The organism is Phyllobacterium sp. A18/5-2 (assembly GCF_025452215.1).
Classification (GTDB): Bacteria; Pseudomonadota; Alphaproteobacteria; order Rhizobiales; family Rhizobiaceae; genus Phyllobacterium; species Phyllobacterium sophorae.
Genome location: NZ_CP104966.1, coordinates 1,829,944 through 1,856,091, shown reverse-complemented (window position 1 = coordinate 1,856,091; position 26,148 = coordinate 1,829,944). Strand labels below are relative to the sequence as shown.

General features: G+C 55.9%; 22 protein-coding genes, 1 tRNA gene and 2 pseudogenes. 12 read left to right on the top strand and 13 right to left on the bottom strand.

The features are described from left to right. Positions 1-479: 479 nt before the first annotated feature. From N8E89_RS09155 to N8E89_RS09145, 3 genes are all read right to left on the bottom strand, one after another. Positions 480-1,673: a succinylglutamate desuccinylase/aspartoacylase family protein gene (locus tag N8E89_RS09155; protein WP_262259681.1), complete on the bottom strand. Its 1,194-nt coding sequence runs from the start codon at positions 1,671-1,673 to the stop codon at positions 480-482. Positions 1,674-1,946: 273 nt separating this feature from the next. Then, positions 1,947-3,359 carry a phosphomannomutase gene (locus N8E89_RS09150; protein WP_262259680.1) on the bottom strand — a complete coding sequence of 471 codons (1,413 nt, stop codon included), beginning with the start codon at positions 3,357-3,359 and terminating at the stop codon, positions 1,947-1,949. 133 nt (positions 3,360-3,492) lie between these two features. Then, positions 3,493-4,431: a glycosyltransferase family 2 protein gene (locus N8E89_RS09145; protein ID WP_262259679.1), complete on the bottom strand. Its 939-nt coding sequence runs from the start codon at positions 4,429-4,431 to the stop codon at positions 3,493-3,495. Positions 4,432-4,770: 339 nt separating this feature from the next. Between N8E89_RS09145 and N8E89_RS09140 the strand changes: the two genes are divergently transcribed. Together N8E89_RS09140 and N8E89_RS09135 are read left to right on the top strand one after the other, a co-directional pair. Then, positions 4,771-4,845: transfer RNA gene (locus N8E89_RS09140), tRNA-Gln, on the top strand. A gap of 146 nt (positions 4,846-4,991) precedes the next feature. Beyond that, a complete protein-coding gene (locus tag N8E89_RS09135) occupies positions 4,992-5,807 on the top strand; it encodes an aldo/keto reductase (RefSeq protein WP_162707228.1) in 816 nt (271 codons plus the stop codon). Positions 5,808-5,811: 4 nt separating this feature from the next. Here the strand turns inward: N8E89_RS09135 and N8E89_RS09130 are convergent, their stop codons facing one another. The 8 genes from N8E89_RS09130 to N8E89_RS09095 form a co-directional block, all read right to left on the bottom strand. Next, positions 5,812-6,729, bottom strand: coding sequence for a GMC family oxidoreductase (locus N8E89_RS09130; protein ID WP_262259676.1), 918 nt, complete (start codon positions 6,727-6,729; stop codon positions 5,812-5,814). Continuing rightward, positions 6,629-7,459, bottom strand: coding sequence for a GMC family oxidoreductase (locus N8E89_RS09125; RefSeq protein ID WP_262259675.1), 831 nt, complete (start codon positions 7,457-7,459; stop codon positions 6,629-6,631). Before N8E89_RS09125 ends, N8E89_RS09130 begins: the two co-directional genes overlap by 101 nt. Positions 7,460-7,508: 49 nt before the next feature. Next, positions 7,509-8,189: a class I SAM-dependent methyltransferase gene (locus N8E89_RS09120; protein WP_262259674.1), complete on the bottom strand. Its 681-nt coding sequence runs from the start codon at positions 8,187-8,189 to the stop codon at positions 7,509-7,511. Positions 8,190-8,411: 222 nt separating this feature from the next. Then, positions 8,412-9,686 carry a hypothetical protein gene (locus N8E89_RS09115; RefSeq protein ID WP_146147889.1) on the bottom strand — a complete coding sequence of 425 codons (1,275 nt, stop codon included), beginning with the start codon at positions 9,684-9,686 and terminating at the stop codon, positions 8,412-8,414. Between the two features lie 75 nt (positions 9,687-9,761). Then, the gene (locus N8E89_RS09110; protein ID WP_262261871.1) at positions 9,762-10,877 is read right to left on the bottom strand and encodes an NAD(P)/FAD-dependent oxidoreductase; all 1,116 of its coding nucleotides are present in this window, start codon (positions 10,875-10,877) and stop codon (positions 9,762-9,764) included. Positions 10,878-10,881: 4 nt separating this feature from the next. Continuing rightward, a complete protein-coding gene (locus N8E89_RS09105; RefSeq protein ID WP_146147888.1) occupies positions 10,882-11,226 on the bottom strand; it encodes a hypothetical protein in 345 nt (114 codons plus the stop codon). A gap of 241 nt (positions 11,227-11,467) precedes the next feature. Beyond that, a complete protein-coding gene (locus N8E89_RS09100; RefSeq protein ID WP_262261784.1) occupies positions 11,468-12,448 on the bottom strand; it encodes a glycosyltransferase family 2 protein in 981 nt (326 codons plus the stop codon). Positions 12,449-12,478: 30 nt separating this feature from the next. Beyond that, on the bottom strand, positions 12,479-13,960 hold the full coding sequence (locus N8E89_RS09095) for an oligosaccharide flippase family protein (RefSeq protein ID WP_262261783.1): 1,482 nt from the start codon (positions 13,958-13,960) through the stop codon (positions 12,479-12,481). Positions 13,961-14,285: 325 nt separating this feature from the next. Between N8E89_RS09095 and N8E89_RS09090 the strand changes: the two genes are divergently transcribed. The 7 genes and pseudogenes from N8E89_RS09090 (at position 14,286) to N8E89_RS09060 (ending at position 22,315) form a co-directional block, all read left to right on the top strand. Then, positions 14,286-15,551: a polysaccharide pyruvyl transferase family protein gene (locus N8E89_RS09090; protein WP_262261782.1), complete on the top strand. Its 1,266-nt coding sequence runs from the start codon at positions 14,286-14,288 to the stop codon at positions 15,549-15,551. A gap of 125 nt (positions 15,552-15,676) precedes the next feature. Further along, positions 15,677-16,873: a glycosyltransferase family 4 protein gene (locus tag N8E89_RS09085; protein WP_262261781.1), complete on the top strand. Its 1,197-nt coding sequence runs from the start codon at positions 15,677-15,679 to the stop codon at positions 16,871-16,873. Between the two features lie 156 nt (positions 16,874-17,029). After that, positions 17,030-18,400, top strand: a complete 1,371-nt coding sequence (locus N8E89_RS09080) for a glutamate-1-semialdehyde 2,1-aminomutase (RefSeq protein WP_262261779.1) — start codon at positions 17,030-17,032, stop codon at positions 18,398-18,400. Continuing rightward, positions 18,393-18,701, top strand: a pseudogene (locus N8E89_RS09075) (DUF4038 domain-containing protein); the annotation flags it as partial. The gene N8E89_RS09080 and the pseudogene N8E89_RS09075, both read left to right, overlap by 8 nt. A 22-nt stretch (positions 18,702-18,723) precedes the next feature. Continuing rightward, entirely contained in the window at positions 18,724-19,734 is a 1,011-nt protein-coding gene (locus N8E89_RS09070) for an apiosidase-like domain-containing protein (RefSeq protein WP_262261777.1), read from the top strand. Positions 19,735-19,893: 159 nt separating this feature from the next. After that, entirely contained in the window at positions 19,894-20,964 is a 1,071-nt protein-coding gene (locus N8E89_RS09065) for an NAD-dependent epimerase/dehydratase family protein (protein ID WP_106667428.1), read from the top strand. A 28-nt stretch (positions 20,965-20,992) separates the two neighbouring features. Further along, positions 20,993-22,315: a DUF4910 domain-containing protein gene (locus tag N8E89_RS09060; RefSeq protein WP_113174056.1), complete on the top strand. Its 1,323-nt coding sequence runs from the start codon at positions 20,993-20,995 to the stop codon at positions 22,313-22,315. Between the two features lie 2 nt (positions 22,316-22,317). Here N8E89_RS09060 and rfbC read toward each other — a convergent pair whose 3' ends face one another. Beyond that, positions 22,318-22,857, bottom strand: a complete 540-nt coding sequence (gene rfbC / locus N8E89_RS09055; RefSeq protein ID WP_262261776.1) for a dTDP-4-dehydrorhamnose 3,5-epimerase — start codon at positions 22,855-22,857, stop codon at positions 22,318-22,320. Positions 22,858-22,937: 80 nt separating this feature from the next. Beyond that, positions 22,938-23,204 carry a hypothetical protein gene (locus tag N8E89_RS09050; protein WP_106667425.1) on the bottom strand — a complete coding sequence of 89 codons (267 nt, stop codon included), beginning with the start codon at positions 23,202-23,204 and terminating at the stop codon, positions 22,938-22,940. Positions 23,205-23,207: 3 nt separating this feature from the next. Between N8E89_RS09050 and N8E89_RS09045 the strand changes: the two genes are divergently transcribed. From N8E89_RS09045 to N8E89_RS09035, 3 genes and pseudogenes are all read left to right on the top strand, one after another. After that, positions 23,208-24,503 (top strand): class I SAM-dependent methyltransferase, encoded by a 1,296-nt coding sequence (locus N8E89_RS09045; protein ID WP_113174054.1) that lies wholly within the window; start codon positions 23,208-23,210, stop codon positions 24,501-24,503. Next, a pseudogene (locus N8E89_RS09040) lies at positions 24,500-25,310 on the top strand (sugar phosphate nucleotidyltransferase). The gene N8E89_RS09045 and the pseudogene N8E89_RS09040 overlap by 4 nt, the downstream one beginning before the upstream one ends. Beyond that, positions 25,307-25,966: a PIG-L deacetylase family protein gene (locus tag N8E89_RS09035; protein WP_106667422.1), complete on the top strand. Its 660-nt coding sequence runs from the start codon at positions 25,307-25,309 to the stop codon at positions 25,964-25,966. Before N8E89_RS09040 ends, N8E89_RS09035 begins: the two are co-directional and overlap by 4 nt. Positions 25,967-26,148: the final 182 nt, after the last annotated feature.

Genomic DNA, 26,148 nt, shown 5'->3' with positions numbered 1-26,148 from the left:
AATAAGTGACTGGTTTTTCACCCGCCACTAGCGAGGCGATTGAGCGGCGATTGATTTTTATGGTCGGCATGGCTGCGTCCTGTTCCGATGCGAATTGGTCTACACGAATCGCCACCGAGTCGCCACCGTTTAGTATCTCGCGCGGAAACGCCCCGAAACGTAATGCAACAAGACATTGTAAAAACTAAGATATTTCGGGCATTCTGCAACGTCAGGAAACAGCGGGAAAGCATTTTTCCTGCCCTCCGAAGGCAGAGGTCACAGGTTCAGAATCCTGTCGGGTGCGCCAAAATCTTCGCGTTGACGAACAATGCCGGGGACCGGCGTCTGCTGTTTTGCCCAAGAGAACGTTCGGGTCTAGCGCCCATGGTAGCTGCGGTGAGACCGGTCTTTCAGCGCGCCCGCAAAACCCGGTCGCAGGCGTTAGGCTCCTTTGCCGATCGAAAGAAGGCTTTCTGGAAGTTCGCCGATAGGGCGGACTACTCGGGATAAGACTCAACGCCCTCCGGCGCCGCCTTGTTGAAAAGGATAAATGCCAAGGGGTTGCCGGGCTCGGACATTACGTCGCTGCGCAGGCCCGCCACCTCTCCGGCCACGCCACTGGTGTACTCCGCAACCACTTCGCCGAAGCTGTTGCGCTGGAGGGCTACCTTCTGTCCGGCTTCGACCTTGTCGTTGAGCTTGACCAGATGCTCGACGAACCCGCCCTCCGTTGCCAGAATCGGAAATGCGCTGTTGCCGACAAAGACACCCGCGTCCTTGCCAGTGCGTCCCATGGGGCCGGCAAGGATGCCATGATGCTTGAGAACGTTCATTGTGCCTTCCACGAACTGGGCGATCATTTCGAGGTCGAGGACGCGCGCAGCACCGACCTCCGGGCAAAAGGACGGGATGCCCGCATCGATGAACGCATTATGCAGGACGCTGGGATAGGTGTGATTGTCGAAAATCTGCCTGACGGGATAAAGATCCACGATCGCCTTGATCTCGGGCACATCCATGCTGGCAATATTGAATGCGGAGACCTCGAAACCGGTTGTCCCGGTGTGGAAGTCTATCGCGATGTCGGCGTTGGGCCGGAGGAGCCGGTTGAACAGCAGCCCGGCGTGCCGGCTGGTTGGGGTGGCACCGTTCTCGTTTCCGGGCCACACCCGGTTCATGTCGACGAGATCGGGGCCCCTGCCCGAATTGGGCCATCTGCGCTGCATGGCCTCGATGGCCGGGCCGGACACGTCCGTGACCGCCATCACAGTGCCGGACATCTCCGCCGGATCGAGCTGATTCATCACGGTCTGCACCGTATGCACTGAACTCATCTCGTCGCCATGCACGCCACTGACCAGAATGACGCGCTTGCCCGGCCTTGCCCCCTTGGCGACAATCACAGACACATACCAGTGCTTCCCCGTGGGCATCTGCACACCCTGAAAATACAGGAAGTGCTTCTGGCCCGGCTCCAGATCGTTGACATCAAGCGCGCTGACGACCTTTTTCCCCTGGATAACATCGCCGGTGTAGACCGTTCCTGATGCCGGATGGGCAGAGGGTGCCGCTGTGTCCTGGGCATTCGCCGGATCAGCGTTGACAGCGAGGGCCGCCGACGCGCCGACCGTAGCTATGGATGCGATTATGAAATCGCGGCGATCGAGGCCTTCCTTAAGGTTATCCGGCATGACGGAGGTCCTTTGTGATTTGAAGAGCTACGTTAGAACTGCGGAATGCACATGGATCGCAGGAAATGCCGTGCGACTTGGGCCACAACCATGTTCCTAACCTCGCAAAGTTGCAAGATTTCTACGGAGCTATGTTTGGGCCTTGCGATCTTGCATCGCCGTTCGGCAGTCCGGAGATGGTGCAAAGCAGACTGGAGATCGACAGACATAACTATCACATGCGAGTTCGCAGTTTCATCTCGTCCGGCGCCACCTCCACAATAAGGCTGTTCCCTAGTTTAGTGCATTCGATGCGCGTTCCAGTGCCCATTCAAGGAGCTCGTCGGCGCGGGAAGCTGACGACGCCTCGGCGTAGCAGCGCAGTTCTGGCGCATTGCCGGATGCCCTGTAATGGATCACTTCTCCGCTCGAAAGAACAACCCGTATGCCGTCGATAGCATCACTTTGCCCGATGATCCCGATCTCGGCAAAATAGACTTGTCGCCGGACTGCGTCGAGAAGACCTTGCAGAAACGGGCCGCTCGCGCTCGACGGCACATGTTCTATGCGGCCGCTGCGCGTGAAGCGTGAAGGCAATCCATTGAGGAGCTCAGCCACGTTGAAACTCTTCATCGCCGCCATGCCAAGAATGCTCAAAATCGGCAGCATCGCGTCCCGTGTCGGGAGAGCGTCCAGCCGGTGGCCGTCGAGGATGACGCCGGAGCCAAGCAGGACACCGCCATTGGCTTCGAAACCAACGATGCGCTGATAACCGTCTTTCGCGGCCCGTTCCATCCCTTCAATGACATAGGGCGAACCGACGCGGGTTCGATAAACCCGCTTGAACAATCCCGACAGCTCGATTGCCGTGTTGGAGGTGACTGGTGTGACCACTGCGTCCGCGCCAAGGAATTGAGCCGTCAACAGCCCAACACTGTCTCCACGCAGAAAAGTACCCCTGTCGTCCGCGACAAGAGGCCGGTCCGCATCCCCATCCGTGGAGACAAGCGCGTCGAGGCCGTGTTCGCGGGTTTCTGACTCCGCAAACGCTATGTCTTCCGGACGCAATGCTTCGGTATCGACCGGCACGAAAATATCCGAGCGCCCGAGCGCGACAACATCAGCTCCGGCTGTCTGCAGAATGTCGACGAGCAGATCACGTGCAACGGAGCTGTGCTGATAGACACCGATCCGCTTGCCGGCCAAGGTGTTGGGCCCGAGAACCGAGCGGCAGCGTTGGGCATAATCTTGCAAAGCACTGTGCGAGATCGGCGACTCATTGCCGGAAAGCGGCGTTGCCGCATCAAATTCGAGAACCGACAGAATGCCTGCTTCATCAGCTTTGTCGATTTCGCCGTCGGGCCGGTAAAACTTGAGACCGTTGCGATCGGCGGGAATATGACTTCCGGTCACCATGATCGCCGGAACCTTCAGGGCAAGTGCCCGAAACGCGAGTGCAGGCGTCGGTAAGGGTCCGCAATTTTCGACCGTCATACCGAAACCCTGCGCCGCTGCAATGCAGGCCGCGGCCATCTGCGGACTACTCGATCGAAGGTCATAACCGACAAGGATTGTTCCATCGCCGGGCATTGCGTGCTGCCTGTGCATATGCGTCAGAAAAGCCCGGGTATACGCTCCGCAAACTGTATCGGAGAGCTCGACAACCAGCCCACGCAGGCCGCTCGTTCCAAATTTCAGACTACTCATGGCTCAACATTCTGGAAATACCGCGGCACGCGCGCGTGAGGATCGTAACCGCATTATATGCAGTCTTCGGCGATTTTGATACTCCAACTGGCAATCGCAGCCATGCAGTGCGAGAAATTCCCTCTGCCGCGCTTTAAATCTTGCGCAGAAGAGCGGCCATATACAATCCCAGCTGACCGAAGATTGTTTGCCGGTAAACCCCTGACCGGAACAAATAATAGAGACGACGGAAAAGACTGGCCTTTCTAACTCCGTTAAACAGGTCGCAGGCTTCACGGGCCTCGCGCGTTAAAAGGTCTCGATTCCTGGACAGTCCTTTCATGTTGAGGTCGGTCCATTCCACGAAACGGCCTTTAAAAAGCAGTCGCAGTCTTCTTATGCGTGCCAGCATTCCAAGATTGGAGCCGATCTGGTTGTTCACGTGCTGGCGATAATGAACGAGCATTTCTGGCGAGTAGTGTACTGTCCCGCCTGCCCCCGAAACGATCAGATATATCCACCAATCATGGCTGACAAAGTCCGATCGACGTGAAGCCTCCGCCAGAATTTCGTGCGCTGCGCGATTATAAAGCATGGTGTTGCCGCCCGCGAGACTCTGGGCAAGCGCATTCTTAAAGCTGGGCGTACGTGTGAAGAGAGGCGATGGACCGATTACACTTCCTTCGTCGGTCACTGCAAGCGTGCGCGAGCAGAACAGGGCCGGTCCTGCCGGTGAATTATGCTCTATCCACCCCACGGATGTTGCTATTTTTTCCGGCTCCCAGAGATCGTCCTGGTCCGAGAAAGCATAATAGGCTGAAATAATGTCAGGGTTGACGATCAGGGAACGGAAATTCTCGGCATAGCCCTTCTGTGGACCTGGAAGGACCGTGAACCTGCCCTTCGCCCATTTCTGCCGCCAGGAATCAAGCAGTTCGAGCGTTGCGTCGGTTGAACCATCGTCCGACACCCAGATATCAATGGCAGGGTAGGTTTGGCTCTCGATCGAAGCCAGCTGTTCGCTGAGGAATGCTGCACCATTATAGGTAGCAAGGAGGACTGATACCACTGCGCGTGATTGGTCTTGAGGCAATTGGGTCAAAATCCTTACTGAGGAATCATTTAGCGCGTGGGCTATCCTACCGGAATACAGTTTTTTTTAGTCATAAATAGCTCAAAAGTGACCCCGCTGGCCAAAGCCACCGAATGAACGCAAGCTTGGAAGCGTCACGAGGAAGACCACTCGTTTACGAAGGCGTTCTTGGACTGTTCGAGCAGGCGTCCAGATTTGGGCCGCGGGTACGCACTCCACTCCCCCGGCGAAATACGAAACAATTGCCAAAAACATGCGATCAGGGGTTTGCTTCCTGGAAGAATTCAACTATATGACGACCCGCACCGGCCATTACCGCCGTCCCTCGCGGGCGGCTGTTGGGGAATAGGTTAACGGTAGACCCACGGACTCTGACTCCGTTAGTCCTGGTTCAGAATCCAGGTTCCCCAGCCAAACTTTCTGCTCCACATTTTTCGATAGCCAGATCGCGTGGGACATGCCGCCCGAAGTCGACTCTGGCTCATCCGATCGGATAGCTTTGCGTGGATCATCAATGGTGACAAGATCGGAAGTCCCTGCCAACTCAGGTAAAAATGGCAATGGACCAAGCGAACCTTTGCAGGCGCCGGATTGGTTTTGGATTAGGCAAGCTGCACCACGTCATTTCCCGCTCGACACGGACGGAGATTGTCCTTGGGGCGCTTGATGCGGGTTTCGCTCACTTTGACCTCGCGGCCGCCTATGGCGATGGCCTATGCGAAGCAGAAGCGGGTCGCATTCTGGAAGGGAAGCGACACTCGGTAACGCTTGCGACCAAATTCGGTATCAACACGTCAGACCTCGGCGCGCGCAACACGTCGCTTTATTTTATCACGAAGGCGTTGCGGAAATCATTTTCACGAACCTACGGCTGTGAATACGCGCAGCGGGATTTTTCACCCGCTGCCGCAGTTACCGGTGTTGAAAATTCGCTTAGGAGGTTGCGAACAGACTACATCGATTTCCTGTTTTTTCATGAACCTCGAGATAGGGCAGACTTCGATAAACTGCCTCTGGTGATCGAAACGCTCGACCGGTTAAAACAGGACGGCAAAGTTAGATTCTATGGCGTCTCCGCTCGCACGGAGCAGCTCTTGAGCAATAGCCAACAGGGATTTCTCGGAGATATTGTCCAGTTCGAGCTTTCGGACCAATCAGCATCACTTGTGCAAGCGATACCGGCAGGCGTTCCTACTTCATCTTTTGGCTTGATCAGATATCTTTCCAGACATGGCGAAGCGCGTGATCGTCTTGATTACGGGAACGTTCTGCGGTGGTTTTCCCAAAGTTACCCTGAAACCATGCCGATTCTTGCGAGCAACCGTAGTTCGGAGATAGCTCGGCTAGGCCGTGCCGCCGAAGGGATCTTTATTTGAACGTCTAGGCTGTGTGCGTGGCTGCCTCAACCGCAATTTGCCGGGCGAGACGGACCGCGAGTGCAATTGCACTCAATGTTGGATTTGCCTGACCCGAGGTAGGAAAGACTGCGCTGCCGGCAAGAAAAAGGTTATCGCAACCGAATGCACGGCAGTTTCTGTCAACCACGCCTTCCCTCGCACTTGCCGCCATTCGCGCCGTTCCGATTTGGTGCACTCCGTCACCGGCGAATTCCAAAACCTTTGCCTCGGTCTGGGCGGGAGTATCGTGCCAGATCAATTCGCCCAGACCAGTACCTTTTAGCCAGTCGCCGAGGTGCTGATGCGTCCTGACGACCGCCTGCGCATCCGCGCTGCTGAAACGCAGGTCAAGAGCTACTTTTCGCAGACCCAGCGCATCGCGATCCTTGGAGAGGTAGACGCGCGAATTGGCGTTGGGCAGGTGCTCCGCGTGGTAATGCAAGGGATACCGACGTGCACCGTTGCACATATGCAGTCCGGGCAAACGCCGCTTGGACAACATCCTTCGATGAACAAACGCCGGGAGGAACCGCGTGATAGCTGGGATGCCGCGCAATACATTGAGCATATGAGCAAGTCTATCCGTCCCTTCCCCCACATTGATGCGCCTCAACGATTCACTCATCAGCGCGCGCCCCAGCGGCGGGAAGGAAAGTGCGAGATATGCAAGTGACAGTATGGGATCGCGATGGCTGGGGTCGGACATGGCCGGAAGTTTGGGCCAGAACGAGATATTTGTGAGATTCTCTTTTGTCTGAAACGCACCGCTCGCTGTCAGGCGCCTGCGGCCATAGGCGCCGTCAGGCGCGCGAAAAAAAGTCGAAACCCTTGTCGAGACCGGCGTGGTTGAGACGAATGTCGGCGATATCACCTGAAAGATGTCCCATATAGTATCGTCCAAGCGGTCCGCCTTCTCCCCCAAAACGGGCAGGCGATTCGGCCTGCGCGGCGAGGAGGAGGCGCGTGGTTTCCACACCGCCGCACGCAAGCACGAAAATACGAGCTCGCAACACACCACTTCCACCACCCGCAGAGCGCACCTCGACACCCGCAAGTCCCCCACCCTCCGCAAAACACAGGCCCGTGACGCTCGCACCGAGACAAGCGGTAATTAACGGTGATTTGGCGATTGCGCTTCGATAGGCCTTGCCGAAACTTGGCGGCTGGGCATAGCGGATTAGTGTATGGGCGGTAAACCTGTCATCGGCCGTGCCAATCCCTGTAACCGGCTCTTCGAAGCTCGTCCCGCAATTGGCATATTGGCAGGCAGTCTTGAGATGTGCCGCGAATTCCTCGTAGGAGAGTGGCCATGCCGCGTCCGCGGTGATCGGCCGGCGAGCGAAATCGACCGGATCAAGGGGGACACAACCGGCGCCCCAGAGGTTCGACGTGCCGCCAAAACTTCTTTGAACTGCCAGGGCCATGTCCCTGTTGCGTTGAGGATCCACGAGGAAAGCCTCGGAAAGAGCTTGAATATTGGCATCGGGTCCCAGCAGGCCCGATTCAAGCAATGTCACGGCTTGGCCAAGACTTGCAAGTTCAAGCGCGGTAACGAGGCCAACCGGCCCCGATCCGACAACACAGATGTGGTGTATTTTGTCAAAAATGTCATTGACGTTGTCGACGAACATCAGCACCACTCTCCCCAACCCGCCCGATCCTGGATCGATGGTTCCTTTGTTACATCGCGTTAGGCCTGTAGCCGACCGCCTTGACTTGGCTGATCCCTGTACGCACACGCCCATGAAGAACGCACGCGTAGTGCATGAGCTTCGGACCCAGAACACCACCGATGATCCACCAGTAGGGTGGCCAACGATGGTGAACGGCATCAGAGCGAATACCGACAAATCCGGCTCTCTTAAGTAAATTGCCGAGGTTACTCGGCGACCAGGTAAAGAGATGGAAATTGGGATCATTTTCGCGGTAGCGCATTTTGAAGGACTCATCGGGAGTAACGATGACGATCTTGCCACCGGGCTTTACCTTGGCCCGCATGAGCCGGATCACTGCAAGTGGATCGTCCACATGCTCGAGCGCGTGATGGGAAATGATGACGTCGGCCCAATCATCCTCGACTTCTTCAAGAGCGGGGACGATCGTGAGCCCGCTTTTACGTGCAGCGTCGGCTGCGACCTCATTGACCTCAACGCCAATTTTCTCCGCCGCCTGCAAGGCTGAGAGCATGTAACCACCGCCACAGCCAAAGTCGATCAGCTTGTCGGTCGGCCTGACTTCATTTTCAAATTTGAATCGGTCTATCACCGAGGAGTATATTGAGGAGTCATTGATAAAAGAAAAGTAATGCTCATTATAGTGGGCATTCCTGGCTTCCGGAAATTCACCTGCGGTCTCGCCCATCGCGTCGCTACCCCCTTTAGCTGCATCGATTTCAAAAAATCTTTCCGGTGGAGATAGTAGAGAGTAGCCGCATTGAGCGCGAGCCACCTATCTGGGCTAGTTGGTCACTCAAGGGATGTAGATACACAACGATCGGACTAGGCCGGCAATTTTGATTGCCGGCGCGCCTGCCTCAACAAGACGTTAGCGATTCTAACGCCCGAATGGCGCTGCGTCTGGCGGTCATGCCGTGCTGAAAGCTGCATTGCCCACGGGATAGTTTCGCGCTCTTGCATAATAGAGGGCGGGGACGAGGAACGCAGCCATATGCACCCAGGCAATGACGATCTCGTTGGTAAAATGAGTGATAACGAGGATGGAGGGCACCGCCGATAACATATAAACGATCTGGAACAGCGTGTTCCCTTTTATGGCATTTGAATAGAACCGGCCCATGGCGAACGCCACCAGGAAGAACTTTACGCAGCCAAAATACCAGAATGAGGAAAAAGCATCGGCCATGCCGGTGGACGTTTCTCCGACGCCAGGAGTGTAATACTTGCTGTGAATTGAGTTTAACGGCGGAATAATCAGGGCACTCTTGATATCTTGGCCCACGAGTTGTGCGGGCACAAAGGTGAAGACCAGATCGTTCCAGTGCTCTATTCCGTAATTGAATTGATGGCTTTCATCGAGGAACTGAATCGAGCTCACTGCGTTGTGTACCTCGTCACCGCCTTCCTTCAGCATCCGATTCCAGTTTTTCTCAAGATCGATGTTCACCACTGCGCTCCAGTCGCGCGTTTCGCCATAGTAGGTCGCCGCCCGGTACTCTCCGGCCCCCAACATCCCGACGACACTGAGTACGAGCCCCCCTACAACAGCAATACGGGGGACGGCCCACCGTCTTTGAAACCAGAAGGCGAGTGCGATCAGCAGACAGAATTCAGCGGTTTCCGCGCGACGGCCGGCGATTACAATTCTCTCGAGATAGAACGTTGCGTCGAATATTATGATGAGGAGCGCTATTCTCGAACCGCGCCGCGCATAGCAAATCAGCGCCAATGCGAGGCCGTATGTAAGTAACTTGGCAAAGAAGAGATAGGCCACCGGCAGGCCGGACAATTGACCGCGCAAGCGCAATTCATCAGGAAGGTGTCCAAACTTGTAGAAAAAGTATGCACCGACCAAAGAGAGGACCGCTGCCGCCTTCAAGAGGCGATCCTCACTGAACATGATGTCTTTGACGATCTTCGGCCGCGTTCCTACGCTCCACCCCACGCCACACATTGCAAGACAGAGACAGGAGAACACCAGCGTCTTGACCAGCGCCTCGTCCTGGACGAAGCGGCTGTTGGCCAATCCTGGCAATTGCGGCAGGATAAAGCTGATGAAAATACCAGCGGCAAAGAAGGGGTAGTGATAGAATCGGCCGGGTACAAGTAACCCGTGAATTAACATCGTGAAACTAAGTATCGTCAGTAACCAGATTAATAACCAGACCATGATGAGTGCCACTCTAAACTCTATATACCAAGTCAACAGGAGGGCAGGGATAAAAGCAATCTGGCTAAAAGGCGTAACGCACCCGCGTCACTTGGGTCGCACGAGATCCGCCACATGCTTTGCGATGGCGAGGCAGGATGTCAGGCCGGGGCTTTCGATACCGAAAAGGTTGACCAGGCCTCCGATCCCATGGGCTGACGGACCCTCGATGACGAAATCTGCGGCGGGCTCGCCGCCGATCATGAGTTTGGGACGAATGCCGCAATATGCGGGCTGCAACGCACCATCCGGCAGGTCGGGCCAATATTTTCGTATTTCGTCATAGAACCGCAATGCGCGCAGCGGATCGACAGAGTATTCGATATCCTCCACCCATTCGACGTCAGGGCCAAAACGCATCCGGCCGGCAAGATCAAGTGTGAGGTGGACCCCCAGCCCTCCCTCTTCCGGGACCGGGTAAACAAGGTGCGTAAATGGGGACTTTCCCGCAGCGGCAAAATAATTGCCCTTGGCGTAACGCCTGCGCGGGATAAACCTATCCGGCAGCCCCGCGATGGCGGACCCCAGGGCAGGCGCTTCAAGACCGCAGGCATTGATGAAAACTGATGCCTGTATCTGGAACAGTTGCGCGCGATCACCTTCAATTGTTTCAACCCGAAAACCATCTTCGTTGACTTCGCCACCGGCAACTCTTGTACGATAGGCTATTGCAGCCCCATGCCTTTCTGCATCGCCGAGGAGCGCAAGCATGAGCCCGTGACTGTCAATGATGCCGGTAGCCGGGGAAAAAAGAGCTGCAGTGCAAGTAAGCTCAGGCTCCCGTCTCTTCGCCTCAAGTTCCGACAGAAGTTGAAGATTATCGATACCATTGGCACTCGCGCGGGCGGCGATGGTGCCTAGGGTTCCGATCTGGCTATCATTGGTTGCAACGATCAACTTGCCGCATCTCGAATGCGCGATGCCATGGCTCTCGGCAAAGGCGTAGAGCGCATCCCTGCCCTCAACGCACAGCCGTGCTTTCAGGCTCCCTTTCGGATAGTATATCCCAGCGTGGATCACTTCGGAGTTGCGGGAACTTATGCCGGTGCCGAAGGTTTCGGCCGCTTCGACGATGAGCGTTTCGATGCCCCTCAGTGAGAACTCACGGGCGATCGCCAAGCCGATGACGCCACCACCTGCAATAAGACAGTCCACACGCTCCAATTTTTCAGTGCCTTCCATGCGTAGCGAAAGGTGCCAGCTTCCGCTCCAGGCTTTGAAGCGTTTCCATGATCTGCAACCCTACTCGCTCATAACATGGATAGTGCAGCAAATGCTCCGTGTCCCAATCTGCCGGGGACAGGCCGCTCCCGCTGTCCTGCGGTGCCGAGTTCTTGAGTTCAGTGAGATACTCCTGGACGGAAAACGAACTGGGCGGCGTGCCGGTCGCCACATGCATGAAGAGCGCGCGCAGCCAGAATTGTGTGGCCATAAGTTCAATCCGTATTTGTTCGTCGTCGATCATCGGCGTTCCGGTCCACATAGTATCGCCATCCTTGGCTATATTAAGCACTGATATTCGTTCGAATGATAATTAGCTTCATGTATACTGGACTACTACCAAAGCGGGAAACCTAGCCGCCAAACTAATGAGACTGGCGCGTCTCCCATATCCGATAACATCAGTTGGGTACTACTGCCCCAGAAGAGGGAGGCTGATGTATCGTCCAACAATCGTGCGCAGAATCAAAAACTTGCTTCCAGAATGAACAGCCAGTTTGCATCGCTGGCTGGAACCGGTCGCCCGGCGGGCCTCAGGCAGATTGTGCCGGATCAACCCGGGCCATGCCGACAAGCGACCTGAGGCGGCTAATGGCGTCAGGCCGACGCCAAAGGTAGCCTAACGGTGGAAGTATAGCGCTCATCGGATGAAGCCGGACTGCGTAGCCGATCAAATCACGCACGCCCGGGTCACCACGCAACAGATGCGAAACAGCGCACCAATAGGCGCGGTCACTCAAACTTCGCCTGGCTTTGCGGAGCAATTCATCCGCGTCACGCAAGGACGCCCCGTAAGCTTCGAAGAATGCTTCAAATGCCGCCTGCGATTCAATGTTCCAATGGTGCACATTCTTCAGCACGGCCGATTGATTGGCTCCATGAATGCGGACGATCGATTGGACACCGTCAAGCCTGACGACAGCTCCAATCGCTCCAAACCTCATCCACATCTCCATGTCGTCCGTGTGTGGCAGATCCGGTCTGTAGTAACCAAGTCGCTTTTGCGCTTCCGTTCTCACCACCGCCATCGGACCATCGATTGGGCTGCGCCCGGTACTGCAGAAACAGCGCAGAAACGCGTCGCCGGCCATATATTGTTCAGCCCCTGTCAACCCGCTCGGGAGAGTTGGCGCTTCTTCGCCCTGGACGAAGACCGTGTGGCCAAACACCAGGTTCGCGTCGGGATGCCGGTCGAGCGATGAGAGGGCAGCGCGCAGCGAACCGGCCGGCAGATAGTCATCTGAGCACAGTATCGTAAAATAATCAGATTGCGCCCAGTCGATTGCTGCATTGAACGATGCGTGAGGACCGAGATTTTTCGGGCGGAGAAGAAGTTCAACTCGAGAGTCCGCGGCTGCGATCTCACGGGCAATTTCGACACTGTCATCGGTTGAGGCATTGTCGATGATGAGAATCCGCATGTCGTCGATGTCCTGGTTCTGCACGCTTGCGACGCAATGGCGCAGAAACCGGCCGTAGTTGTAGTTTGGTATCGCGATGTCCACGCGCGCCATTGAACTATCCTTTCCCCGATCGCAACCGGCTCACCGCTGAACGCTTCTCAGGAAATATGGACGCCAAGCTCGAATATCTCCGGCGCTTTCCATGAAGACGCTGCTAATCTCTTCAAGAAATGGATGCTGTGTTCCTTTTAAACCTATCAGCCAGCCCACGATGGCGAGGAAGCAAACCAGCGCGGTTTGCGCGAGGGTGAAGTCGAAGCGAAAACCTAGACAAACTGCTACTGTCAACGGGCCTGCAATGGTTGCAAGGCTGACATATGCACTGGGTAAGATCGCTTTGCATAGATCCCACCATGCGAACTTGACGTACCGGCGAACAAAGATGAAGCACAATACCATCTGCAGCGGCAGACTGATGAACTGGCTTGCAACAATGGCAAAGACGCCAAAAAAGGCAGCAATGAAGAGAATTACCGCCGAAGCGACCCGGGACAGCATGTTAAAAGCAAATGCCGATCGATTGGCATTCAGCGCAATCAGCAATGGGTAAGTCAGGACAACCGGGAAAAAGAAGATGGAAGAAAGCGTCAGCAACCGCGCAATTGGAATAACGTCATTCCACCCGTTTCCAAGCACGACATGGACGATGGGGTCAGCGATAATCGAAACCATCAGAAGAGCTGGCCAATAGACCACTGTAATGAAGCTAAGCGCGCGCAAATAGGATTTCTTTATGTCCACCTTGTCTCGCACGCCCGCCGCCAATGCCGGAAACGCCACGGAAAAAACCGACGAAAGAACCAATCTGTCGGGAAGATTGGAAATCGTGACCCCGCGATTATATTGACCCACGGCAGCTGAAGACATGAGGCTGCCGAGCATAACCATTGGCAAGGCATCATAGAAGCGATCGACAACGCTTGTCGCACCCCTGTACCGCCCGAATTGCGTTAATGCCTGAATCGACTTGAAAGACGGAATAAAACTCCACCACAACCGGCGCGACATTAATGCGAGCCCGGTTGCCGCAATGCTCGAGACGAGCGCACCTATCGCAAAGCTCATGACGCCCCAATCGAATACGGCAAAGCCTACGGTCGCCAGTGCATTCACAAGAATGCGCACCGTATCGATCAGCGTAACCGTACCGAATTCCATGTCGCGACGAATAAGTGACAGGTTTGGCGCCGCCAGACTCTCAATAACGGCTGCCGCAATCGTCAACGAAAGGAACAGTTTGAGTGTTTCGTTGTCGTAGAACCTGGCTAGCGTTGGAGACGCCAGCAAAAGCACCAATCCCAGGAACGAGGTGAAACAAAGCATTACTGTTCGTGCGGTACAAACGTCCTGGCGTTCGACTGTTTCGAGCTGGATGAGGAAATCCGAGGTAACGAACTCCCGCAGCGAGAAAACCATGGTCGTTACACTCAACCCGATTACCGACAGACCGATCTCGGCCGGCGTCATCAACCGGGACATTACTGCAATGAGGGCAAGGCTGACGATGATGCTGATGTATTGCCCGATAGTGGCCATCAGAACGGCACGACGAACGTGTTTCATGGTTCCGTGCCCTCCTTCGGCAACGTAACTACAAAGCTATAACATCTGTACTGCAAGGAAATGCAGCTATTGGGCGTAGTCGCACAGTCAAGCGGCGTAATGCGGTAAGTGTTCTAATCCGCGCCGACATACATAAGGCTCCGCTCCAGGCACAATCGGGCTCCCATAGACGCCGACACCTAACGGGTGGCGAGTGCGCGCTACATCATAAATCATCCGAAAGAATATATGTCCCTCAGCAGTTTAAAAGCACATTATGGGAGCGGAAAAGCATGTTGCTTTGAGAGAACCATCGATTCTTCGTTAGGAATCCGGAGGGCACGGCATGAGAATTGGGCTCTTCGGGCTCTTTGGTGGCGGCAATAGCGGAAACGACGCATCGCTTGAATCGATGATCGCTTTCCTGCGCCGTCGCGGCTCCGATACGCATCTTGTATGTATCTGCGCAAATCCAGCTCGCGTTGAACAGATGTATGGCATTGCCGCGAAGCGAATGTCTCCCGAGCTCGATGAACAATCAATCGGTAACACCATCAACCGTATGCTGTTTCGCGTACCCTCGCGCCTTCTTGGTATCTGGTACGCAATTCAGGAGACCCGTAAGCTTGACGTCATCATCGTACCGGGAACCGGCTTCCTGGATGATTTTCAGGACAGCCCATTCGGGTGGCCGTTCACGGTTTTCAAGTGGTGCCTCATCGCCTGGCTCTTGCGCAAGAAGATCGTCTTTGTTTGCATCGGTGCTGGGCCCATACGAAACAGGCTCAGCCGGTTCTTCATGAAAAAGGCGGCACAGTTTGCAACCTACAGGTCCTATAGGGATCTCGCGTCGAAGCAGTTCATGCAGAGTATTGGTGTCAACGTCGATCGAGACAACATCTATCCTGACATTGTCTTCAACTTGGCAAGTCCGGCATCGCCTCCACCAGACGGCGATGCGGCCATCAACGTTGGCGTAGGCGTCATGTCCTACTTTGGCTGGTCGAGAGGCAATACAAACCGCGAGAATATCTACCGGCATTATTTGGACAAGTTGAATGCCTTTGTTGCTTGGCTGCTGGACAATGGATTTCGCGTTCGGCTGCTTACGGGAGATGAGGGCGACTGGTCAGCGATCCAGGATTTCATTGAACGGATAAAGTCAACAGATCGGAACGTCTACGATCAAGTAGCAGCTGTGAGGACGCACACTTTGCGAGAACTCATGACTGAAATCGTAAAGACCGATCTTGTCGTCGTCAGCCGCTACCACAACCTTGTAAGTGCCTTGAAACTCGGCCGCCCGGCGATCTCACTGGAATATTCTGTAAAAAATCGCTCACTCATGGTGGACATGAATCTTGATGATTACTGCCAGTCCATAGAAACATTCGATCTGGACCTGCTCAAGCAGCAGTTCAATAGAGTTCTCGATCAACGATCGGATCTGCGCAACCAGATTTTGGGGTGGGATGAGGAATTTGCGAGGCGGCTTTCGACCCAAGAGGATTGCCTCCTTGAGTTCTTGTTCGATCGAAATTCTGCAGTGGCGCTGCCCCTGTGTTCGCTTCCGGCTGACGGCACCCCTCATTCCGATAGGCCTATTGGTTGATGGCTTCGGCCAAAGTGCTGTCCGATACGTCCTTTGCGACACATTCAGCGGACAGGGCTGACACGGCTATCATGCCGGTGATCAGTTTTCACGTTTGGCATGGTTATCACCGGGGATAATGTTCAATGAAGCTCGCTTATTTCGTACGCCCGCACATCGGCGGCACCTATACGGTGTTCAAGCATTTGCGCGAAGGATTGGCCGCGTTCGGTATCGAGGTCTGCTGGCTCGCCATGGGCGAAAGCGAGACACTGCGACAACCCGAGTGGTTCCCCGAATTTGCACTTGGCAACGCGGTACACATTGACGGCCTCGCGACGGAACGGGATCAGGCGAAGGCGCTCGCAAAGGCCATTGAAGCCGGCGGATTCGACGGCGTATTCATTAACGTCCTGAGTGACCGGATACAAACCAACATCGCGCGATATCTGCCCGAGTCGATCATGCGCATCATGATCGTGCACAATATCACCGCCGGTACTTATGCAGCTGCATCGTCCGTCAAGGACCACGTTCATGCTGCCATCGGCGTATCGGAGCGTATCAGGAGCGATCTGGTCCAGGCTATGGGTTTCCAGGCGGAAAGAACCTTTGCAATCCCTCACGCTGCCGACACCCGTTCGTCACGAACGCTCGCGCGCACCCCGCGGACCAAGGAGCCATTGCGCGTTATCTTCCTTGGACGTGTTGAAGATGCCTCAAAGGGGGTATTCTGGTTGCCGGACATCCTCGACAAGCTGGCCCCATCGATTCACCTGACTGTCGCAGGCGACGGGCCAGATTTGCCGGCATTGCGATCGAAGCTCGCGCGTCACGCCCGACGCGTGACGATCCTGGGCGCGGTGCACCCCAAAGATGTTCACGGTCTGCTCATCCAACAGGATGTCATGATCATGCCCTCGCGGTTTGAAGGCTTTGGCCTGACTCTGACCGAGGCGATGGCGGTCGGGTGCATTCCGGTCGTGTCGCGCATCCGGGGCGTGACCGACACGATCGTCGACAACGGCGTCAACGGTTATCTCTTCTCGATCGGCAATACGGCCGAAGCTGCACAAATAATCTCGCAGATCGCAGCAAACCCTGACACCTCAACGTCGGTCTCCACGGCCGCTCGTGACAAGGCAGAGAATGTTTTCACCATCGACGCCATGGCTCGCCGCTATTTCGAGGTGATCAGGCAGCTCCAAGAACGACGGCCCAGCATAGCTGCCCCGCTCGATATCGAGGAGTGGTCAATGCCAAAGGGGCTTCGTTCCGGTTTGCGGACGTTTATTCCGACTCCGATCAAGAATTGGTTGCGGGTGATGCGGGAGAGGATCTGAAGCCGGGCAATTCTCCCGTACTACGTCTTTTGGCGCGTGCGGATGGCTGAATTGCCGAAGTGAAATTCTGCTCCGGGACCGGCATATACTATGATGAGGTCCAACGTGCCCGGGAGGCATTGCGGTCAAGAGGTTCGATAATTGGGGTATTGGCACATGTCCGCATTGATCAGCAATTTTGAAAAGTCGAACCAGCTGCGTGGGCTGGCTCATGACCTTATCCCTGGCGGGTCCCATACCTATGCCAAGGGAGATGATCAATATCCGGTCTTGTCGCCTGGGTTCATTGCGAGGGGCCTGGGCAGCCATGTCTGGGACGCTGATGGCAATGAATACATCGAATACGGTATGGGAAACCGGGCGGTGGGCCTCGGACATGCCTATCCGCCGGTTCTCGAGGCCGTGACCCGCCAGCTGCAACTCGGCTGCAACTTCACGCGACCTGCCGACGTGGAAGTGGAATGCGCGGAGACGTTTCTGGAGACGGTCGCCAGCGCTGATATGGTCAAGTTCTGCAAGGATGGCTCCGACGCGACATCCGGTGCCGTCCGCCTTGCACGCGCAGCGACGGGCCGTGATTACATCGCCCGCTGCAGCGACCATCCATTCTTCTCAACCGATGATTGGTTCATCGGGACGACGGAAATGAACGCCGGCATCCCGCGCGCTGTGCAGGAACTGACGCTTGGTTTTCAGTATAACAATATCGAGAGTGTCAGCAGCCTGTTCGAACGGTATCCGGGCAAGATTGCTTGTTTGATCCTCGAGGCGTCGCGCGGCGACGATCCCGAGAATAATTTCCTCCACGAGGCCCGCAATATTTGCCATCGCAACGGTGCCCTCTTCATCATCGACGAAATGATCACCGGTTTCCGCTGGCATCGTGGTGGAGCTCAGCAATTCTATCGTATTGAGCCTGACCTTTCCTGCTTCGGCAAGGCGCTTGGCAATGGTTTCTCGATCTCGGCACTTGCCGGCAAACGCAAGTACATGGAACTGGGCGGGCTCGAACAAACGGAGAGTCCGCGGGTGTTCCTCTTGTCAACGACGCATGGGGCGGAAACGCACGCCTTGGCCGGGGCAATAGCAACGATGCGCATTTACCAGAACGAACCGGTCATCGAGCACCTCTACGCTCAGGGTCAGGCCTTGAGGGTTGGAATCGCCCAGGCTGTCACCCGCCACGGTCTCGGCGCCTTTGTGAAGGTGACCGGCCGGGCATGCTGTCTCACCTATGCGACACTCGACCAGGACCGCGAGCCTTCGCAGGCGTTCCGGACACTGTTCCTGCAGGAAACGATCAAGCGTGGCGTGCTGATGCCATCGCTCGTCGTCAGCTACACCCACAGCGATGAGGATGTCGCCAAGACGATCGAAGCCGTCGACGGTGCGCTCACAATCTACAAGAAAGCCCTCGAAAACGGTGTTGAAAACTATCTTGTCGGCCGTCCGTCGGAAGTGGTCTTCCGCCGTTTCAACACAAAACCCGCGGCCGTGCGCGAACGGGAACTGGCGGCGCATGGCTGATGTTATCCAGCAATGCTTTCGCTGCCTTTTTGCCGGATTGCTGATTGTCTACTCCTTCGCCGCTGCCGCCCAGGAGACTGTCTTTCCGCTACGGGTTGCAGACAATCACCGGTATCTGGAAGATGCGGCCGGCCGGCCGTTTCTGATCACGGGCGATAGCGCATGGTCCCTGATCGGCGACCTCTCCCGCGAGGATGCGGACAAATATCTCGCCGATCGCCAGCGCCGTGGTTTCAATACGATTCTCGTTTCCCTCATCGAGCACCGGTTCAGCCGGAATAGCCCGCGCAATTTCTACAAGCACGCACCCTTTCTGGTGGACGGTGATTTCACCAAACCCAACGAAGCCTATTTCGGCGGCGCAGAGCTGGATTCTCAATCGCGCACGGGAACGCGGATTTCTCGTTCTGCTCGTTCCGTCATACCTCGGCTCCGATGGAGGCACCGAAGGGTGGTTCCGGGAAATCAAGGCAGCGGGTGCCAAAGCAATGCGAAGCTACGGACGCTACCTCGGCAAGCGTTATCGCGACTATCCGAATATCATCTGGGTCCAGGGCGGCGACTATGATACGCCCGACAAAAGGCTGGTAGACGAACTTGCGCGCGGCATATCCGATGCCAATCCGGCTGCGCTCCAGACCGTTCATCGCGGGGCGAATACCGTCGGCAGCGGGGATTGGGCAGGAGCCCCGTGGTTCACCCTGGACACTCTCTATGCTTATGACGAGATCATCGACCGCGCGCTCCAACGCCAGCGTGCTGGGCCGGCACTCCCGTTTTTCTTCATAGAGGGTCCCTACGAGAATGAGCGTGGATCGGACGAACAATCTCTTCGGCTCAATGCGTACGGTACAATTCTGGCAGGCGCCTGCGGTCAGATATTCGGTAACAATCCCCTTTGGCATTTTGCCGGACCTGGCCTCTACGATGCGCCGGGCACCTGGGAGGATGCATTGGGAAGCCGTGGCTCGCAAAGCGTCAGCTACCTGAAACAATTCTTCGATGCATTGCCCTGGTGGGAATTGGAGCCGGAACGCGGGAGGCTTCTGGCAAAGCCTGACCAATCCGACAAGGGCCTTGCTTTGGGAGCAATGACGAAGGAGGGCAAAGCCGCCGTCCTCTACATCTCCGGAAGAAACAGCATCGCGATTGATACAAGCGCGCTGGCCCCATCCGTTAGGCGTGCGCGATGGTACGATCCCGCTTCCGGCAAGTACACCGAGGCGTCCGAGGCTGGATCCGTAACGCGGGGCATCGTTACGTTTGAAACGCCTGAACCGCGCAATTCCGGAGGTTTCGACGATTGGGTCCTGGTTTTGGGGAGTGGAAGCTAGAGCAAGGTTTGGTCAGATCGGGCAAAAGGCGTAGCACACCTGCCAAAAGTTTAGTCCATATTGCCGTCCCGATCCTCCTAACTCCTCTCTCGCCGTCTACCGCACCTGGAAGTACCGTTCTGAAAAATCAATTACAAATCCGTAGAAGGACAGGATGCAATGAAAGTACTCGTGACAGGACATCGTGGTTATATTGGATCGGTCATGGTGCCCTTCCTCATGAAAGCAGGGCATGACGTTCACGGTTACGACGCGGAGCTTTATCGCAGCTGCTCCTATGCGCCCGGCGGCTCTATCAAGGACATCCCTGGCGTTTGCAAGGATGTGCGCGATGTGGAGATCAATGATCTCAAGGGCTTCGATGCCGTCATCCACCTGGCAGCGTTGTCGAATGATCCATTGAGCAACCTCAATCCGGACATAACCTACGAGATCAACCATCGGGGCAGCGTCAACTTTGCCAGGACGGCCAAGGCCGCCGGGGTGCCTCGCTTCCTCTTCGCCTCATCCTGCAGCAATTATGGCAAGTCCGGTGAGGGCATGATCGATGAAACTGGCGAGCTTAATCCGGTAACGGCCTATGGATGTTCAAAAGTTCTCGCCGAGCGGGATATTGCTGAGCTGGCCGACGACAGTTTCACGCCAACTTACCTGAGGCCCGCTACAGCCTATGGTCTGTCGCCAATGCTGCGGTTCGATATCGTCTTGAATAATCTCGTGGCCTGGGCCGTCACCGAAGGTGTCATCATGCTCAAGTCGGATGGTTCACCGTGGCGTCCGATTGTTCATATCGAAGATATCTCGCGCGCATTCCTGGCCGCCATGGAAGCGCCAAAGGACAAGGTGCACAACGAGGCGTTCAATGTCGGTCAATCCGCACATAATTACCGCATCCGCGAAATCGCCGAGATCGTGGCCCAGGTCGTACCGGGCTGCCGCCTCGAGTTTGCCGAGGACGCAGGACCTGACACCCGATCGTATCGCGTCAGTTTCGAAAAGATTGCGCGGGTGCTCCCGGCCTTCAAGCCGGCCTGGGATGCAAAGGCTGGAGCTGAGCAGCTTCATGCGGCCTATGTCAGCGCCGGCCTGACATTGCAGGAATTCGAAGGGCCGCGCTACCAGCGCATAAGCCATATCCGAAAATCCCTCGACGAAGGCACACTCAACAATAGCCTGCGTCGTGTTCCGTCATCGACACGGCACCCGGCTCTGGCAGACGCAGTCATATGATGGCGAAGCATTTGCCATGAACAGCTTTATGGTCTCGTTCGATACAATCAGATCGGCGGCCGACGCGCAGGTGGATGTTGGTATCCGCATCTACGCACTGGCCGCCCGTCTCTTCCCGATTTGCCGAAGCATAACAGGAGGCGGCGTACGCGAAACGCTGCGTGTTCTCGGCCAGCATATCGATATTACGCAGCATGAGGTGCCCACCGGCACCCAGGTGCTCGACTGGACCGTACCCCAGGAATGGAACATCCGCGACGCCTACATCAAGAACGCGTCGGGGCGAAAAATCGTCGATTTTGCCGATCACAATTTGCATGTGCTTGGTTACAGCAAGGCCGTGCATGAAACGATGCCGCTCAGCGAGCTTAAATCCCATGTCTACACCCTTCCCGAACAGCCGGATCTCATTCCCTACCGGACATCGTATTACAGCGAGCAGTGGGGTTTCTGCATGGCGCACAACGAGCTTGCTCAGCTTGAAGATGGCGAATACGAAGTCTTTATCGATGCGGACAAGACCGACGGACACCTCACTTATGGGGAATATTTCCACAGGGGCCAATCCGACAGGGACGTGCTGCTGTCCGCACATATCTGCCACCCATCGCTCGCCAATGACAATTGTTCCGGTCTGGCCTTGCTCGCCTGTCTCGCCGCGGCCTTGCGGTCGCGAAAGACCCGCTACAATTACCGGTTTCTTTTTGCGCCGGGAACGATCGGGGCGCTAACCTGGCTTGCCTCCAACGAGGACAATATTTCACGCATCGACCATGGGCTGATCGTTTCCTGCGTCGGCGATGGCGGGGGGCCGAATTACAAGCGGAGCCGCCGCGGCAATGCCGTCATCGATCAGGCGATGCAATATGTCCTGAGCTCGGAGGGCCGGCGAGGAATCATCCAGGATTTCAGTCCCTATGGCTACGACGAACGGCAATATTGTTCGCCCGGCTTCAACCTTCCTGTCGGGCTTTTCCAGCGCAGCGCGTTCGGTACCTTTCCGCAATACCATACTTCAGCAGACAACCTGGATTTCATCTCTCCGGAAAATCTGGCCTCATCTTATGGAATGATCATGGAAGTGATCGATATCCTCGAGATGAACTGGACACCCGTCAACCTTTTCCCGAAAGGTGAACCTCAACTCGGCCGGCGCGGCCTCTACTCGGCGCTCGGAGGCGACAAGGCCGCCGGGGAGACCGCAATGGGTTATTTGTGGGTTCTCAATCTGGCGGACGGCAGTCACTCTTTGCTCGATATTGCGCAGCGGTCCGGCATGTCCTTCCGCGACATTGCCCGCGCCGCCCAATTGCTGCGCGCAAATGGCCTCCTTGCTGAAGCCGTATCGTAAGATCAGGCCGATGCCGTATCCAGCAATGGCCAGGCACGATCCTTGTCCGACAAAACAGTCGGCTCTGCCGGCCAATCGATGGCGAATGCCGGATCGTCCCACCGGACACCCGTCGATGCCTGGGGATTATAGAATTCCGAAATGAGGTAGGAAACCACGGCGTCATCTCTGAGCGTCTGAAACCCATGGGCAAATCCCTTGGGGATATAAAGCTGACGGTTGTTACAATCCGATAGTTCATAGGCAGCCCAGCGCCGGTAGTTCGGGGAATGTGGCCGCAGGTCTATGATGACATCCATTATGGCGCCCCGTATGCAGGAGACGACTTTCACCTCCGCATGCGGTGCTGTTTGAAAGTGCATTCCGCGCAGTGTGTGCTTTGTCACCGAATGCGAGACGCTGTGCTGCACGAACTTGGTTTCCAGTCCGTGCTGCTGGAACTCATTGACGCAGAAGGTCCGGGCAAAGGAGCCGCGCTCGTCGGACATTGGAAGTGCCTCGACCAGCCAGGCGCCGTTCAGTTCCGTTTCAGTAAATCTCATCCTGTTTCGCCTCGTGTTCGAACCCTTGCCAGTGGTGCGTGGAGGGTCCGATTTTGTCAAACTCCTTGTCGCAGGGAAACTCACAATAAGGGGTAGGCCGCACGGGTGAATTCCAGCGGCGGCAATCCCGTGGTGTCTGCGGAAACGCCCGCGCGGCGGCGTCTGCGCACTCCGTTTGACGGACGCGGGATGGACACGTTCCACCGTTCGGATGAGCCACCTGATCGCATAGTCATATCGCCCATGAGGCGCGGAGGCCGTACCTTCGTTGCCATGAGGATGATGATCCCGGCACCCAGGGAGTTTGTTTCGGGTGCGGTGATCTCGTTCAGTGGATCAGGAGCCAAGGTATGAATATCCAAACCAGTACTCTCTTATTGGCAAACCGCCCAAGCGATAAAATTCATCATTGTCGCCTGTGCGGTACCGGTTTGAAACACACTTTCATTGATCTTGGAATGTCCCCGCCTTGCGAAAGCTTTGTTCCGCGCGAACAGATCGATTCCATGGAGCCGTACTATCCGCTCCACGTATTCGTTTGCGAAGAATGCCTTCTGGTCCAACTGAAGGAGTATGTGAGCCCGCAGGCCATCTTCGAGGAGTATGCCTACTTCTCCTCCTATTCGACCAGCTGGGTCGCGCATGCGCGAAAATACTGTCATCAAATGGCACGGCAGCTCGAGCTTAACCGCAACAGTCTCGTTGTTGAACTGGCCAGCAATGACGGATATTTGCTCCAGCATTTCATTCCGCTCAATGTACCTGTGCTCGGGATCGAGCCCGCCGCCAACGTGGCAAAGGTCGCGATTGAAAAAGGCGTTCCCACCAGGGTTGAATTCTTCGGTGAAAAATATGCGCGGGACCTCATCAACGAAGGGCTGCGCGCGGACCTGATCGTCGGCAACAATGTCCTTGCGCAGGTTCCGGATCTCAATGATTTTGTCGCAGGCATGAAGCTCCTGTTGAAGCCGGAAGGCGTGATCACACTCGAGTTTCCGCATATCGAGAAGCTGATCGCCGAGAACCAGTTCGACACGATCTATCACGAGCACTTCTCTTACTTCTCACTTCTGACGATTGAGCACATGGCCAAGAAACATGGCTTGAAAGTCATTGACGTAGAGGAATTGGTCACGCATGGCGGATCTCTGCGCGTTCATCTTGCGCATCAGACCAGCGCGCGGCCAACTCAACCCAGCGTTGCGGGCGTGCTGAACAATGAGATCAAGGCGGGTCTCGACAAGATCGCCGTCTATACCTCGTTCGTCGAGCGTGCCCGCAAGGTGAAGCGCGAACTGCTTTCGTTCCTGATCGCAGCAAAGGAAGCCGGCAAGACAATCTGCGGCTACGGAGCGCCGGGCAAGGGCAATACCCTGCTCAACTATTGCGGCATTGGCACCGACTTTCTCGATTTCACCGTGGACAGAAATCCCTACAAGCACGGCCGCTATACGCCGGGAATGCATATTCCGATCGAACCCGTCGAAGCTATCGACCTGTTGAAACCCGACTACATCCTGATCCTGCCCTGGAATCTCAAGGACGAGATCGTTGCACAGATGCGGCATGTCCAGGAATGGGGCGCAAAATTCGTCGTTCCCATTCCAGGTGTCAGCATCATCGACCCGAAGGAACTCAAGCCATGAAAGTCGTTTTGTTCTGCGGTGGAATGGGCACGCGCATCCGCGAATATTCGGAGAACGTTCCAAAACCGATGATCCCGCTCGGCTCACAGCCGATCCTGCGGCATGTCATGCAATATTATGCCGATTACGGACACGATGATTTCATTCTTTGCCTTGGCTACAAGGCAAACGTCGTCAAGGACTTCTTCTTGAATTGCAGACCCCAGACATTCTCGGATTGTGTGGTGACGGGCGATGGCAACGTAGAAGTACTGGGGGATCCCAGAAAGATTGGCGCATCTCGCTGATCGACACCGGCATATGGCGTAACATCGGTGAACGGCTCTGGGCCGTACGCGACCAGGTAAGGAATGAAAAGATCTTTCTCGCCAACTACAGTGATGGCCTGAGCAATGTCGACCTTGACGACATGATCGAAAAGTTCGAAGCGAGCGGCAAGATTGCATGCTTTCTGGCGGTCCGTCCGCCGCTCACCTACCACCTCGCCGATATTGCGGAAGACGGCCGCGTTCGCGAGTTCCGGTCTTCTGACCGCTCCGACATCTGGATCAATGGCGGCTATTTCCTGTTCCGCGGCGAGATCTTCGATTACATGAGGGATCCGAAGAGCTCGTGCTCGAGCCGTTCAGCCGGCTGATCGCAGATGACATGCTCATGGCTTACAAGCACGAAGGATTCTGGCGCTCAATGGACACATTGCGCGATTGGCAGGCACTTCAAGAGATGGTCGAAAGGGGTGAAATGCCCTGGACGATCCATGGCGCTGCGAAAGATACAGCCAACATCCGCTTGGTCAAGGCGCTATGAGACAGCTGCCTTTGGCAAGACGAGGGGAACGTCTCTCCGTCCTTTGCCTCGGCGCTCATTCGGATGATATCGAGATTGGCGCGGGAGGGACCATCCTCAGTCTTATTGCCGAGGGCGTCCTGCTTGATGTCCACTGGTGCGTACTCAGTGCGCCTGGCGTGCGTGCACGGGAGGCGAATGAGTCAGCTATGGCATTCCTTGAAGGGGCTGCGTCCTGCAAGATTGAGCTTGCGGAATTCGAAGACAGTTACTTTCCCAGCCAGACCCGCGAAATCAAACAATGGCTGACCGCCTTGCGCGATCGCATTTCGCCCGGCGTAATCTTCACACATGCCCGCGACGACGCGCATCAGGACCATCGGGAAGTCAACCGGCTGACAACCAATATCTTCCGCAACCACCTTGTGCTGGAATATGAGATCCCCAAGTGGGATGGAGATTTGACCCAGCACAATACCTATGTGCCGCTCACAGCTGCCGTCATGGACCGCAAAGTCCAGCTTCTGCTCGAACATTTCGGTACGCAGCGATCGAAGGACTGGTTTGACGAACTGACGTTCAAGGGACTTGCCCGTTTGCGCGGCATGGAGTGCCGCGCCGCTGAGCGCTTTGCTGAAGCATTCACTAGCCGGAAGCTCACGCTGGCAATCGGCTGATATCCGACAGCTGCCCGCAAACGCTGACACGGGCAAGGCAAATCACCGGGAAGACAAGCTTCGCGCGCCCCCTCTGAGCGCTCCATTCGCGATCGAAATCACAACTACATTCAAGTATAAACTTGTCTTTATGTGCCTCGTTCCGAGGCACATCTGCAGATTCCTAACTAACGGCGGGGCTG